This window comes from Clostridium pasteurianum (genome assembly GCF_001705235.1).
GTDB lineage: Bacteria > Bacillota > Clostridia > Clostridiales > Clostridiaceae > Clostridium_S > Clostridium_S pasteurianum_A.
Window position 1 is genome coordinate 3,895,701 of the sequence record NZ_MCGV01000001.1, and the last position, 15,093, is coordinate 3,910,793.

The following is a 15,093-nucleotide window of genomic DNA, read 5'->3' on the forward strand; positions in this document are numbered from 1 at the left end:
TATGAAATATTGTGTACTTTATCCTGATGCACAAAACGTTCATTTAATAAAGGATGTAGGTATGATTGCTTACAAAATGAATAAACTTTATGGTGCGGATTCTGTTGTAGCTTGCTATGAAAATGGAAGTTATGATTATCTTGAAAATGAGGTAAAGGGTTTAAAAATAGATTTTATAGAAAAAAAGCATAGGCATATTTTCAATATTTACGAATATTTGAAATCAAAAGCTAAGGATATAGATGTTCTTCAAATATTCCATATTACTTTTAATTCTGTGATATATGCTTTTTTGTATAAGCATTTTAATAAAAAGGGTACTATATTTTTAAAATTGGATTGTTCTAATAAACTTGTTTTAAAACTTGAAAATTTGAAAGTTTTTGAACGTATAGTATTAAATACATATTTAAGTAAGGTAGATATAATAGGTGTGGAGCAGGAAGAAATTTTTAAAAAATTTAAAAACATGCTCATAAAGTTTCAAGATAAACTTGTTAATATTCCTAATGGACTTGATTTTGATAAAGAAATTCTTAGTGAAAAAGTAGATTATAATAAAAAGAAAAATATTATTATAAGTGTTGGCAGAATAGGAAGCCCTGAAAAGGCTTCAGATATGCTAATGTCAGCCTTTAAAAATATAAATGAAGATATTAGACGTAATTGGAAATTAATTTTTGTAGGACCCATTGAGGACGAATTTAAGCAATATATAGAGGAGTTTTTTAATAAATATCCTAAAATGAAAGAGAGCATAATTTTTAAAGGACCTATTTATGATAGAAAATTACTATTTCAGGAATATAGAAATGCAAAAATATTTTGCTTGACATCTAAGTATGAGAGTTTTGCTTTTTCGTTAATTGAGGCGGGAGCCTTGGGAAATGTTATTGTTTCTACAGATGTTGGAATAGCATCTGAAATAATAAAAGCCCATAATGGTAAATCGGTTCCTTTTGACGATGTGGATGCTTTGAGTGATTCTTTAAGTACACTTATTAAGGATGATGATATAAAACATAAGGGAATGTTAACTGAAGAGATTGTTAGAGATAAGTACGATTGGAACAAAATCACAAAAACTTTGTACAAAAAGTTAATTGAAATTAGGAGTAAAAATCAAAATGATTAATGATCCCAAAATATTTATAATAATTTTAAATTATAATTCTTATGATGATACTATTGAATGTATTAAAAGTTTAAAAGATATAGATTATAGCAATTATAATATTGTCATAGTAGATAATTTGTCTACGGATGATTCTTACTTAAAGTTAAAAAATAAACTCAAGGGCTATAATATTATAGAAGCTGATTCAAATTTAGGCTATGCAAGTGGAAATAATATAGGTATAAGATATGCACTTAATAATGGTGCGGAATATGTGTGCATACTTAATAGTGATGTAGTAGTTGAAAAAGATTTTTTGAAAAAGCTTGTAGGAAAAATGAGTGAAAATAGTAAGATAGGTATAGCAGGGTCATGTATATGTGATTACTACAAGAGAGATATTATTCAAGGTATGGGTGCAAGAATAAATTTATATTTTGCAGCTGCAAGAAGAAATTTTAAAGGCGAAAATTATAATGAAATTGAAAAAAAAGATGTTTTTGTAGATTATGTAGAAGGTGCCTGCTTTTTAATTAAAAGAGAAGTATTTGAAAAAATAGGACTTATACCAGAAAATTATTTTTTGTTTTTTGAAGAAACTGAGTTTTGTACTAGGACATTAAAAGCAGGATATAAAATTGTATCTGTATATTCAAGTAGAGTTTATCACAAAGGTTCAGCTACAATAAATAAGTTTGGAGGACTTTCGTATGCTTATCTAAATAGAAACAGGGTAATATTTGTAAGAAGAAACTCTAAATGGTATCAAAAGATTATTTTTTCAGTATATATTTTTATCGAAGCATTTGGAAGAATGATTATAAGGAAAGAGCCATTGTCACTTTTTAAATATATATTTTACGGATTTATGGCAAATAAGAACTCAATTGATATGTTAGATATACAAAGGTATTTAAAATGATTTTAATTTTTAATGCAACAATCCCAATTAATTATACTTATTTATATTATCAAAAATTTTTCTGTTAGAAAGCACATAAAAGATTTATTTTTTAGGCAAAATAAATCTAGAGGAGTGTGATTTCTATGGATTTTTATCAAGTAATAAAAAGTAGAACTAGTATAAAAAAATTTAAGAATACACCTATAGCAGGACCTAAATTAGATAATATGCTTAATGCTGCTATGATGGCACCTTCATGGAAGAATAAGACGTCGTATAGTGTTATTGTTGTAGATGATGCAGCTAAGAAGGGTGCAATTGCCAATTGTGTTATTAATGCTGATGAAGAGGCTAAGAATGCTGTAAATGATGCTCCTATGGTTATTGTAGTTGTTGGAGATAAATCACAATCAGGAGTTATAAACGGAAAAGAGTATTATTTAGTCGATAGCGCTATTGCTATGGAACATTTTGTTTTGGCTGCTGCCAATGAAGGTTATGGAACTTGCTGGATTGCTTCTTTTGATGAGCAGAAAATAAAGACAGAACTCAGAATACCAGATAAATATTCTGTAGTTGCCATAACACCTGTTGGAGAAATAGCAGAATCTAAAAAGCATTATGAACCTAAAGAGGCATCAGACCATATTTATAAAAATTATTGGAGTATGCCTTATACAGAAAAGAAACATCTTGTTATGAAATAATTTTGAAAGAAAGCAAAAATGCTTTTATTTTTGCTTTCTTTTTTGTATTTTTGTTAAAACATGATAAAATATAAATTAAAAAATAGTCATAATATAGTGGAGGAGAAAAATGTTAGAGGATTTAACCATAAGGGGATTTATAAAAGAACTTTCATCCAAGGCACCAACACCTGGTGGCGGTGCGGTAGCATCACTTTCAGCATCACTTTCAGCTGCACTTAATTGTATGGTTTTTAATCTTACAATAGGCAAAAAAATTTATGAAAATTATGATGAAGAAGTTAAACAAGCAATTGATACGTGTTTAAAAGAATCGGACAGGCTTAAAGAGTATTTCTTGTTAGGAATAGATAAGGATGCCGAAGCTTTTGCTAAAATAATAGAAAGCTATAAACTTCCTAAAAATACTGAAAAAGAAAAAGAATACAGGCATGAAATGATACAAAAAGCTTCAAAATTTGCTGCAAAAGTTCCAGAAAATATAGCTGAAAATTCATGCAAACTCTTTGAACTCATATGGATTTCAGTAAAGTACGGGAATAAAAATGTCCTAACAGATGCGGGAGCGGCAGCAATTATGGCAGCATCAGCCATAGAAATGTCTATACTAAACATAAAAATAAATCTAAATTCTATTGATGATAAAGATTTCAGAAATAAGTTGGAAAAAAATTGTAGTGAGCTATCTAAAAGTAGTGACAAATGGAAAAGGAAGATACTTGATGAGGTATTTTTAAATATATAATTTTTATTATGTATAAATTTTAATGTGTTATATATAGATAAGACAGAAAATTGGAGAAACTATGATAGAAGAATTTTTGTATAAGATTGATGTTTTATATAATAGTATAAAAAAAGCTGATAATGAAGATGAAGCGGTAAATACTATTAAAAATTATAAAAAAGCTTTAGATATTAATGGAAGTTTTTCAGAGGAATATTCTAAAATTATATCTATGAAAAAGGAGAGGGGAATAGTATATACGCCTCTTGAAATATCAAATTATATAGTTAAAAATACAATTACAAAGAAGGATATAATAAGTAATCCCTTTCTTAAAATAATTGATCCAGCATGTGGATGTGGAAACATTATAATACCATGTTTCTTGTATTTAAAAGATATTTATTTGAGAAACCTAGATATTATAAATAAAACAAATAATTTAAAGCTTAAAAGGAAAGATATAAATTATCACATAGTAAAAAATAATTTATTTGGGTATGATGTTGATTTAAATGCAGTAAAAATATTATTTATAGATTTACTTTTTATATCTGGATGCATTTCTCATAATTTTTTATGCAGCGATTTTTTAATTCAGAACATAAAAACAAAATATGATGTGTTTTTGAGCAATCCACCATATGTGGGCTTAAAATCAATAAATAAAGACTATTCTTTAACTTTAAAAAAGATGTACTCATCATATAAAGACAAAGGTGATGTATCATACTGCTTTTTTGAAAAATCCATTTCCTCTCTTAAAGATGAAGGTAAACTTGGGTTCATAACTTCAAGATATTTTATAGAATCACCCAGTGGAGAGGAACTTAGAAAAATTTTAAGCGAAACTGCAAATATATATAAAATTGTGGATTTTTATGGTATAAGACCATTTAAAAATGCAGGAATAGATACAGTCATGATTTTTTTGAAAAAACGTAAGGCTTCTAGTGACAAAATAGAAGTTATAAAACCTAATATTTTAAATAATAAAAAAGAATTTTATGATTCTTTGCTTAAAGGAAAAGGTAAGTTACTAAAAAGATTTTATGTAAATACAAAAAGTTTAAGTAATACAGGATGGATATTAGTGCCTGACGAAGAAAGAAATATAATAAGTAAAATTGAAGACAATAGTGAATTTAGATTGTCTGATATATGCGAAAGTTATCAAGGGATTATAACTGGATGCGATAAAGCTTTTATAGTTGATAAGGATACTATATTAAAAGAAAACTTAGAGCAATGTATTATAAGACCTTGGATTAAAAATAAGGATATATCAAAATATAATGTCAGTAAGGAAAGTCTATATATAATTTATTCTAATTTTATTGATGATCCTTCAAAGTATCCTAATGTAATGAGGCACATAGGTGAATATAAGGATAGATTAGAGAAAAGACGTGAATGTAAAAAAGGTATAAGGAAATGGTATGAACTTCAGTGGGGAAGAAAGAGCGATATATTTGAGAGAGAAAAGATTGTTTTCCCATATAAGGCTTCTAGAAATAGATTTGCTATAGATAAAAAAAGTTATTTTAGTGCTGATGTTTATTGTCTTGCAACTAAAGAAAAAGTTTCTATTAGTTATGAATATTTATTAGATATACTAAATAGTAAGATTTATGAATTCTATTTTAAAGCTTTTGCGAAGAAATTAGGGGAAAATATATATGAATATTATCCTAACAATCTTATGAAATTATGCATTCCAGATGCTCAGGGATTCAATAGAAAATTCACGGAAAAAATGTTGTATGATAAATTTAAACTTTCAACGCATGAGATAGAGATAATAAATTTTTTGATATAGTATTGTGTACTGCATAGAAAAATTGAGAATTAAGAATGAAGGATGATTTTCCATCGCTTTGCTCTGGAAAATTTAATAATATATAAAAGAACATTTCTACTAGAGCAAATGGGAGCAGTTATAAGTTTAAAAGTTTTTGGTAGTGGAACGGAGAAAACTTACATTCATTCTTAATTCTTAATTTTTTCTGTTTGTGTTTCGCAATATTTATATTTTAGTGCAACGGTCCTTTTGACATTCAGGGCCTTTTTATAGTTAAATCTATTTATGTGTATAAAAAGAAATGAATTGGAAATAATACAAATATAAACTTTTTATATAAAAAAAGGAATTTAGCTATATGTATAGAATAAGTATTTTAGTACTTTAGTGTTTTGAATATAGCTATAAATTTATACATGCACTATTGTGCCATATTAAAAATTACTTTTTTATAATTGCAGGGGGAATTAATTATGAATTTGAAGTTTAAGGATGTGGATGGTAAGCTTATAGTAGCTATAGCTGGAGAACTAGATCATCATAGTTCGGATGAAGTAAGAAATAAAATAGATGATTACATAAGATTTAAAGGATATAAAAATGTTATTTTGGATTTTTCCGGCGTTACTTTTATGGACAGTTCAGGAATTGGGGTGGTTATTGGGAGATATAAAAAACTCAATTCATCTGGAGGAACTATATGCATAATAAATGCAAAAGAATCAGTTAAGAGAGTATTTGAATTGTCTGGTATGCTTAAGATAATAAACATTTATAACAGTGTAAATGAAGCTGTTAGAAGTATTTAATGGGGGGATTTCAATGTTAGATAATAAAATGGAACTAAAATTTTTTGCAAAATCTGAGAATGAAAGTTTTGCAAGAGTTACTGTAGCAGCATTTGCAGCAGAACTTGATCCAACCTTAGAGGAAATTGATGATGTTAAGATGGCAGTATCTGAAGCAGTTACAAATTCTATCATTCATGGATATGAGAATAAGGGTGGAATAATTGAAATTACTGCTTCAATAGAAAATAGAGAGCTTACAATTGAGATTTTAGACAGAGGAATTGGAATTGAAGATGTTAAGAAGGCTATGGAGCCTCTTTATACATCAAGACCTGATCTTGAAAGATCAGGTATGGGATTTACTGTTATGGAAAGTTTTATGGACAGCGTAAAAGTTGATTCTGAAAAGGACAAGGGAACTAAAGTAGTAATGAAAAAAAAGTTCATCCTCACTAAAGAGTGATAAGAGGAGGGAATAGCGGGGAAGCTAGTATTATGGGAGAAGAAAATTCATTAAGAAATGAGGAGCATAATTATAACGATAACGAGAAATTGATAAAATGTTTTCAAGAGGGCAACAAGGAAGCTTTAAATAAGGTTATAGAGAACAATCTTCCTCTAGTGTCGGCTATAAGTAGAAAATTTTTAAATAGAGGTTATGAATATGATGATATTTTTCAAATAGGTTGTATGGGACTTGTAAAAGCCGTTAACAATTTTAATTCGGATTATAAAGTTAAATTTTCTACTTATGCAGTTCCTATGATTATGGGAGAAATAAGAAGATTTTTGAGAGACGATGGAATAATAAAAGTCAGTAGGAGTGTAAAAAATACAGCAAGACAAATTCATTATGATAGAGAGAAACTAGTTAAAAAATTAAATAGAGAACCAACAATAGAAGAATTATCTAAGTTTTCGGGAATTGACAAGGAAGAAATAATAATGGCAACAGAATCTACAACAAGTATGCAGTATTTATATGATGTTGTACATCAAGATGATGGCTCGCCGGTGCTATTAATAGATAAGCTGAGTGAACCATATTCTGAAGATTCAGAAGTAATAGACAAAATAGTCCTTAAGCAAGTTATAAAGGGTTTAGATAAGCAATCAAAACAAATTATAATGCTTAGGTACTTTAAAGATAAAACTCAAACACAAGTAGCAAGTATGCTTGGTATAAGTCAGGTGCAAGTTTCTAGAATAGAAAAAAGAATATTAAAATTTATAAGAGAAAAATTAACTAAATAGTATACACCAATTGAGTGTATACTATTTTTTTGTTTAAAAAATAGGTTAATTGTAAACAATAGATTTGTAACGAACTGTAGATTAAAAAGGAGGAAACTTTATGGATGTTCCAGAGGCGAAAATAAAGAATGACTTCAATGAACTTTCAAAGGTACAAAAACCCAAACCTAATATTATGAAAAATTGTGTGTGTGCATTTTTAATAGGTGGATTAATTTGCGATGTAGGTCAGCTTGTTTCTGATATTTATTCTAGATATGGTGTTGAAACTGCGGACTTAGGAATGTACACATCTTCTACAATGATATTTATAGGTGCTTTTTTAACTGGTATAGGGATATACGATAAAATTGCTAGTGTAGCTGGTGCGGGAACAATAGTTCCTATAACAGGATTTGCAAATTCTATAGTTGCTCCAGCTATTGAGTTTAAAAAAGAAGGTTTTGTTTTGGGTGTAAGTGCAAAGATGTTTACTATAGCAGGACCTGTATTAGTATATGGAATAGGTTCTTCGGTTATTATAGGATTGATATATTATTTTATTAGTATAATGTGAAATAGGGTGGTTAATTTGAAAAAGAGATTGGGCTCACAAACAGTAAAAATTGATAGTAAGCCGAGAATAATTTCATCAGCTTCTGTAGTAGGTCCTAAGGAAGGCCAGGGACCACTCAAGGATTACTTTGATATTGTATTAAATGATGACATGAATGGTGAGAAGAGTTTTGAAAAGGCTGAAAGCAGCATGCTTTATACAGTTATCACTGAAGCTATTAAAAAAGCAAATCTTACTGAAGATGATATAAATTACTTATTTGCAGGAGACCTTTTAAATCAACTTACATCTTCAAGTTTTGCTGCAAGGGATGTAAAGATACCGTTTTATGGGCTATATGGTGCATGTTCTACAATGACTGAATCACTTGGTATTGCTTCAATGATTATGGATGGAGGTTTTGCAGATTACGTAATAGCAGCTACATCTTCCCATTTTTCGTCTGCTGAAAGGCAGTTTAGATACCCGCTGGAATTTGGAAGCCAAAGGAAACCTGATGCTCAGTGGACAGTTACTGGAGCAGGAGCAATGCTTTTAGGGAGGCAAGGAAATTTTCCGTACATAACCTTTGTTACTACTGGTAAGGTTAAGGATTATGGAATAACAAGTCCAGATAGTATGGGTGAAGCTATGGCACCGGCTGCAATTGATACAATAAGACAGCATTTTCAAGATACAGGCAGAAGCCCAAGTGATTATGATATTATTGCTACAGGTGATCTTGGCAGAGTTGGTAAAAAAATAACACAGGAACTTTTAAAAAAAGAATATGGTTATGAAATGCGAGATATTTATATGGATTGCGGCGAAAAAATATTTAATTGTGATGAACAAGACACAAATTCTGGCGGAAGCGGATGCGGATGCTCTGCTGTTGTAGATTGTGGATATATATATAAAAGCATGTTAAAAGGTAAAATAAAGAAAGCTTTAATTGTTTCCACAGGAGCACTTTTGAGCACCACTTCAACTCTTCAAGGTGAATCAATACCAGGAATTGCACATGCTGTTTCCATTGAATTTGGAGGCGATAATAATGAGTAATTATATAGCATCTTTTTTAGTTGGAGGTGCCATGTGTGTTATTGTTCAGATACTAATGGATAAATTCTCCATTAAGCCAGCTATAATACTTGTTTCGCTTGTTACATTAGGAGTAATATTGGGAGCTCTTGATATATATGATGTAGTAGTGAAATATGGTAAAGCAGGAGCGACAGTTCCACTACCGGGATTTGGATACACACTTGCAAAGTCTACAATTAAAGAAGTAAAGGCTGATGGAATTGTAGGGGCATTTACTGGCGGGATAAAAGGATCAGCAGCTGGAATTACAGCGGCTATTTTCTTTGGATATTTAATGGCTGTACTGTTTAATTCCAAGACAAAACAGTAATATGAAATGAAACGAAAAATTATAATTATAACTGATGGAGATAAAATTGCAAAAAAGGCTGCTGAAGAGGCAGCCAAAAATGTTAGTGGAAGATGTATATCTATTTCAGGTGGAAACCCAAGTGAAATTACAGGAAATGAAGCTATAAAATTAATAAAATGTGCTAAGAATGATCCTGTAATTGTAATGGTGGATGATAGAGGAGATATAGGAAGAGGTAAAGGAGAAAAAATAATACAAGATATTATTAAAGACCATGAAGTTGAAGTGATGGGTATAGTTGCAGTGGCATCTAATAGTAAGGGAAGCGGAATAAAAGTTGATTATTCAATAGATAAGTATGGAGAAAAAGTACAATATGCTGTAGATAAGTATGGAAATTGTAAAAATAATAAAGTACTAATTGGAGATACTGTTAATACAATAAACCCAAAAGATATACCTGTCATCATTGGAATTGGAGATCCTGGAAAGATGGATGGATGTGATGATTTAAATAAAGGATGTCCCATATTAACAAAAGCTGTAAAATTAATTATTGATACTTATAAAAATAGAACGTTATAATAGTTTGAAAAATATATTATAATAATATAAAATAGTCCCAAAATAAAGAAGAACTTATACTTTATTTGGGACTATTTTTATTTAGGCTTGGATTGATTAGTTATAGTACTATTTGTTGTGTTGGTAGTGTTACCATTAGTGTTGTTACTAGTACCAGTAGTATTATTATTAATAGGAGTAGTATTATTGACATTACTATTAACAGTATTATTGACAGTATTATTGTTATTTTGGTTAGGGTTACTCTTGTTGGGATCAATATTATTAGTATTAGTTGTATTATTATTTTGGTTAGGACTAGTAGCATTTGGTGTAGCAGCATTTGGTGTAGTAGCATTTGGTGTTTGCTGACCGCTATCACTCAAATTAGATGGACTAGTACCATCAATAAAGTATGAATCTCCAACTTTAGTTACACCACCGGGCATTTCAATATCTTTGAATGCTAAATTTGAATTTGCCATTTTCATAATTTCTCCCCATATTTCGGCAACGTCATTACTTCCAAGAGGGTTGAGACTAAATGGCGCTTGATCTTTTCCAACCCATACCGCTGCAGAATAATAAGGAGTAAGACCGCAAAACCATAAATTACTTGAATCTGATGAAGTACCTGTTTTACCGGCTACAGGCATACCTCCAAAATTAGCATTACTTCCAGTACCTCCATCACTTACAGGACCCTTTAATAGATCATACATTACGTAAGCTGCTTGAGGTGAAATAACTTTTTTAGTTGAATAGTCATTTTCAAGTATGGTTTTACCAGTTTTGTCTACTACTTTTGTATATAATCTAGGCTGTGCATATAAACCACTATTTCCAAATACTCCATAAGCAGCGGCCATAGTAGTAGCATTTGAACCACGGATTTCTCCAAGTGACATTGCAGCAATACTTGTTTTATCACTATTTACTAAGTTGAGACCAAATTTTTCACCATATGAAGCGCCTACCGAAAGACCTAACTTATCTTCAAGTTTTATAGCTACAAGGTTTACTGATTGTTTCAAAGCCTCTTTTACTGTAATAGGTCCAGAAAAACTATTATTATCATTGTGAGGATTATAAGGTGTACCATTAGTAGAATATTTTTCACCAATATCTGGTGGTAAAGGCGAATCGTCTATAATGCTGTCTTCGGTTGCAAGCTTTGTTTCTATAGCCGGAGCATAAACTGTAAGAGGCTTTATACTTGAACCAATTGAACGCAAGTAAGAATTTGAATCCGCTCTATTATACGAAGTTGGAGGTTGGTCACCACGTCCACCAATTATAGCTTTAACTTCACCTGTATGATAATCAAATAATGTTGCAGCAGCTTCAGGTTGAATGATATTGTTTTTATCATGTACAGAAACTGAATTTAGTCTGCTAGAATTATTTATTATATTTTGAATGTTATTTTCCATATTTACATTCATAGTAGTATATATTTTAAGTCCACCATCTCTAAGTAAATTTTCTATTTCTTCGTCAGTATAATGGTATTGAGCTTTTAGATCTTCTTTAACTTCATTAACTGCAGGTATAGAAAACCATTCATAGGCATATTTGTTGGACATCTTTTGCTGTGAAAAGACCAATTTGTTATTATTTAAGTCATTTATAGCATTTTGATAAGTAGAAAAATCTATAAAATTATTTTTACGCATTTGATATAAAACTAATTTTGTTCTAGATAAATAAATATTTGGGTTTTTGGCAGCATTACCTGAAAATGGATAATATGCCGATGGGCTTTGAGCTAATCCAGCAATAAATGCAGATTCAATTAAATTCAAATCTTTAACATCTTTATTAAAATATTGCTTTGAAGCGGCTTCAACTCCATTAGCTTGACCACCTAAATAAATTGTATTCATGTATGCCTCAAGTATTTGCTGTTTATTCAATACTTTTTCAAGTTTAATAGACAAATAAGCTTCTTGTATTTTTCTTTTGAGTGAAATTCTATTAGCTAGTGAATCATTTAAAAACATTCTATTTTTAACTAGCTGTTGTGTTATAGTTGATGCGCCTTGAATATTATTTTGTTTATGTATCTTTGATTTTATATCATTATAAAATGCACCTAAAATTCTTTTCAAATCTATTCCATTATGTTTATAAAAACGCTCATCTTCTATGCTTACAAAAGCATTTGATAAATTTTGAGGGATGTCTTTTGAACTTACGACATAACGTTTTTGATTTGTTACAACGGTATCCATTTCTTTACCGTTGTCATCGTATAATTGTGAAGTTCTATCTACATTTAAAATGGTTCCATTTACATCCAAATCGGGACAAGTTTTTATTACTGCAAATGTTACTCCAGCGCCAGCTACGGCTAATAAAATAAATGCGCAAAAGAATATAGTAAATAGTGTTCTGAAGAATCCAAATTTCTTGTGCTTTACTTTCTTTGTTCGTTTAACAGTTCTATTTTTAGGTTTAATTTTAGCCTTGTTGTTATCAGACATAATTTCCTCCTTAAAAGTATTAAACTATGTTGAATAATTATACCATAAATTATCGTAATAACAAATTTATATGTTTCAAAATGTTGGTATTATTTTTTAGTTAAAATAATAATTATATATAATTAACCATATTATAAACTAAAGTTAAATAATGTTCTAGATGGTATAGTAACTATTTCAATAAAAAAATGTTTTAGTGTAATATATTTTTGTTTTATTAAATTATGAAAACAAAATATTACACAATATGGAAGCAAGGTGAAAAATATTTTAACGCAAAAAGCAAAAATTATTACAATATTAATATTAACATTTATGTTAATATTATTCAATAGCTTTATTTATGCTTTCGATAAATTTGTAACACCTATAATTATGGAGATTGGAGATGCTCAAATAAAGTCGAAAGTAACTGAAATAGTAAACAGAAATACGACAAAAATATACAATAAAACATGCGATTACAATAAGATTATACAAATAGACAAAGATAAAGATGATAATATAGTTATGATTAAAGCTGATACAGTAAAATTAAATAAATTAGCCTGTGATATTGCACTAGAATCGCAGTATGATATAGGAAGGTTAGGAAAAATGGGAATTAAAATACCTATGGGTTATGCTTTGAAAAATAATATATTAGCCTACTTAGGACCTAATATAACTATTAAAATGGAGCAAATAGGAAGCGTGGAAACGAGATATGTATCAAAATTTGAAAGTGCTGGAATTAATCAAACGAGGCATACTATAAGTATTTTGGTTAAAACTAAAGTTAGAGTAATGATTCCAATGGCGTATGATGATATAGAAATAAAGAATGAAATACCTGTAGTGGAAACTATAATAGTAGGTAAAATACCAAGTTCTGCTATTCAACTTAACCTTAAAAATTCTGGATTTAAGGTGCCTTAAAATGGCTATTAATAAAGATTATTATAGATTTTAATAAAAAAATGATATATTATAAAAGGGATGCATTTTAATATGATGCTTAAGGAGGAAGTTATATTATGATATCAGGAAATACACAAGGGATAAGAACTTCACTGATTAATCAATTAGAAAAATTATATGATATGAATGCTAAGGAAAACATATTTACCATTGAAATTATAAATTTGATATGCAGCATAACAAATTTAATCAATAGAGAAATAAGTGTTGCCATAAGTAGAAAAGGAAAAATTGTAAGTGTATCTATTGGCGATATGCGCAGTGTTGAAACACCAATTGTAGACTTGAAAGAAAAGAAGCTATCAGGTGTCAGGATAGTACATACACACCCTAATGGTAATCCCGAACTTTCAGATATAGATCTATCTTCACTTTTGAGCTTGAAACTGGATGCTGTAGTATCAATTGGAACCATAGATGGTACTATAACTGGAGTGGATATAGGTTTTTGTGATATAAAAGATAATAAAATAATATCAAAAAAGATAGGACCAATAACTCTAAATGAGGCCTTTAACTATAAGTTCATTGATGAAGTTAATTATGTAGAGCGTAGTATGAATAAAATTGTCAGCGAATATGATAATTCTGAAAAAGCTATACTAGTCGGTGTGGATAGTGAAGAAAGCTTAGAAGAATTAAAAGAACTTGCTCTAGCCTGTGGGGTAACAGCACTAAAAAAAGTTACTCAGCATAAAGAAAAAATTGATAACGCCTATTTTATAGGTAAAGGCAAAGTATCTGAAATAAAATTATTAGTGCAGGAATTACATGCTAATCTTATAATTTTTGATGATGAACTTTCAGGAGCGCAGGTTAGAAACCTTGAGGAAGGTATAGGTATAAAAGTTATTGATAGGACTACATTGATACTAGAGATATTTGCAAGAAGAGCTAGGTCAAAGGAAGCTAAACTTCAAGTTGAATTAGCACAGCTCAAATATAGAATGCCAAGACTTATGGGACTTGGCAAGGTACTTTCAAGAACTGGTGGAGGAATAGGAACAAAAGGGCCTGGCGAAAAAAAGCTTGAAATTGACAGAAGACATATAAGTGAAAGAGTATATGAAATTCAAAAGGAATTAAAGAAAATAAAAAAAGTAAGACAGGTGCAAAGAGAAAAAAGAGTTTCTGAAAAATTGCCATGCATATCACTTGTAGGTTATACAAATGCGGGAAAATCAACTTTAAGAAATGCTATATGTGAAATTGCAGCGCCTACTGATAGTTCTAATAAGGAAAATGTTATGGAAGCGGATATGCTTTTTGCAACTCTTGATGTTACGACTAGAGCAATAATGCTTGATGATGGCAGAAGAGCTGTTTTGACAGATACTGTTGGCTTTGTAAGAAAACTTCCTCATGATTTAGTGGAGGCTTTTAAAGCTACACTAGAAGAGGTTATTTATGCTGACTTATTAGTTCATGTGGTTGATACTTCATCGGATACACTTATGCAGCAAATTGAATCTGTAAATGGTGTTTTAAGCCAGCTTGGTGTAAAGGATAAACCAGAGATACTGGTGTTAAATAAAATAGATAAGGTATCTAAAGAAAAATTAGATGAAATAAAAAAAATTCTTATTGGCTATGATATTGTGGAGATGTCTGCGAAAAATAGAATTAATCTTGATAAACTTATGAAAAAAATTGTAGAGAGTATTCCAAGTGCAGCTAGAGAAGCAGAGTACTTAATACCTTATTCTGAACAAAAAATAGTTTCATATATCCACAAAAAATCTATTGTGAAATCAGAAGAATTTAAGGATGACGGAACTCATATTGTAGCAATAGTTGATGATGAAGTTTATAATAAATGTAAGATATATATGATATGAACAGTATTAT

General features: G+C 29.7%; 15 protein-coding genes. 14 read left to right on the forward strand and 1 reads right to left on the reverse strand.

The genetic code is table 11. The features are described 5' to 3' along the window. Position 1 precedes the first annotated feature (1 nt). From BEE63_RS17405 to BEE63_RS17460, 12 genes are all read left to right on the forward strand, one after another. A complete protein-coding gene (locus BEE63_RS17405; RefSeq protein ID WP_066022587.1) occupies positions 2–1,135 on the forward strand; it encodes a glycosyltransferase in 1,134 nt (377 codons plus the stop codon). After that, entirely contained in the window at positions 1,128–2,039 is a 912-nt protein-coding gene (locus BEE63_RS17410; protein WP_066022588.1) for a glycosyltransferase family 2 protein, read from the forward strand. Before BEE63_RS17405 ends, BEE63_RS17410 begins: the two co-directional genes overlap by 8 nt. 125 nt (positions 2,040–2,164) lie before the next feature. Continuing rightward, the gene (locus BEE63_RS17415; RefSeq protein WP_066022589.1) at positions 2,165–2,728 is read left to right on the forward strand and encodes a nitroreductase family protein; all 564 of its coding nucleotides are present in this window, start codon (positions 2,165–2,167) and stop codon (positions 2,726–2,728) included. A gap of 109 nt (positions 2,729–2,837) precedes the next feature. After that, complete coding sequence (locus tag BEE63_RS17420; RefSeq protein ID WP_066022590.1) at positions 2,838–3,473, forward strand: cyclodeaminase/cyclohydrolase family protein; 636 nt, start codon at positions 2,838–2,840, stop codon at positions 3,471–3,473. Positions 3,474–3,534: 61 nt separating this feature from the next. Beyond that, entirely contained in the window at positions 3,535–5,274 is a 1,740-nt protein-coding gene (locus BEE63_RS17425) for an Eco57I restriction-modification methylase domain-containing protein (protein WP_066022591.1), read from the forward strand. 455 nt (positions 5,275–5,729) lie between these two features. After that, positions 5,730–6,065: an anti-sigma F factor antagonist gene (spoIIAA, locus tag BEE63_RS17430; RefSeq protein ID WP_066022592.1), complete on the forward strand. Its 336-nt coding sequence runs from the start codon at positions 5,730–5,732 to the stop codon at positions 6,063–6,065. Between the two features lie 13 nt (positions 6,066–6,078). Then, complete coding sequence (gene spoIIAB / locus BEE63_RS17435) at positions 6,079–6,510, forward strand: anti-sigma F factor (RefSeq protein WP_066022593.1); 432 nt, start codon at positions 6,079–6,081, stop codon at positions 6,508–6,510. Between the two features lie 32 nt (positions 6,511–6,542). After that, positions 6,543–7,301 (forward strand): RNA polymerase sporulation sigma factor SigF, encoded by a 759-nt coding sequence (gene sigF / locus BEE63_RS17440; protein ID WP_066022594.1) that lies wholly within the window; start codon positions 6,543–6,545, stop codon positions 7,299–7,301. A gap of 100 nt (positions 7,302–7,401) precedes the next feature. Further along, complete coding sequence (spoVAC, locus tag BEE63_RS17445; protein ID WP_066022595.1) at positions 7,402–7,857, forward strand: stage V sporulation protein AC; 456 nt, start codon at positions 7,402–7,404, stop codon at positions 7,855–7,857. 15 nt (positions 7,858–7,872) lie between these two features. Further along, positions 7,873–8,901 carry a stage V sporulation protein AD gene (gene spoVAD, locus BEE63_RS17450; protein WP_066022596.1) on the forward strand — a complete coding sequence of 343 codons (1,029 nt, stop codon included), beginning with the start codon at positions 7,873–7,875 and terminating at the stop codon, positions 8,899–8,901. Next, positions 8,894–9,253 (forward strand): stage V sporulation protein AE, encoded by a 360-nt coding sequence (gene spoVAE, locus BEE63_RS17455; protein WP_066022597.1) that lies wholly within the window; start codon positions 8,894–8,896, stop codon positions 9,251–9,253. The genes spoVAD and spoVAE overlap by 8 nt, the downstream gene beginning before the upstream one ends. 6 nt (positions 9,254–9,259) lie before the next feature. After that, complete coding sequence (locus tag BEE63_RS17460) at positions 9,260–9,820, forward strand: stage V sporulation protein AE (protein WP_066022598.1); 561 nt, start codon at positions 9,260–9,262, stop codon at positions 9,818–9,820. Positions 9,821–9,897: 77 nt separating this feature from the next. Here BEE63_RS17460 and BEE63_RS17465 read toward each other — a convergent pair whose 3' ends face one another. Continuing rightward, complete coding sequence (locus BEE63_RS17465) at positions 9,898–12,285, reverse strand: PBP1A family penicillin-binding protein (RefSeq protein WP_066022599.1); 2,388 nt, start codon at positions 12,283–12,285, stop codon at positions 9,898–9,900. 267 nt (positions 12,286–12,552) lie between these two features. Here BEE63_RS17465 and yunB point away from each other — a divergent pair, with 267 nt between their 5' ends. Continuing rightward, the gene (yunB, locus tag BEE63_RS17470) at positions 12,553–13,203 is read left to right on the forward strand and encodes a sporulation protein YunB (protein WP_431732489.1); all 651 of its coding nucleotides are present in this window, start codon (positions 12,553–12,555) and stop codon (positions 13,201–13,203) included. Between the two features lie 98 nt (positions 13,204–13,301). Continuing rightward, a complete protein-coding gene (gene hflX / locus BEE63_RS17475; protein ID WP_066022600.1) occupies positions 13,302–15,083 on the forward strand; it encodes a GTPase HflX in 1,782 nt (593 codons plus the stop codon). Positions 15,084–15,093: the final 10 nt, after the last annotated feature.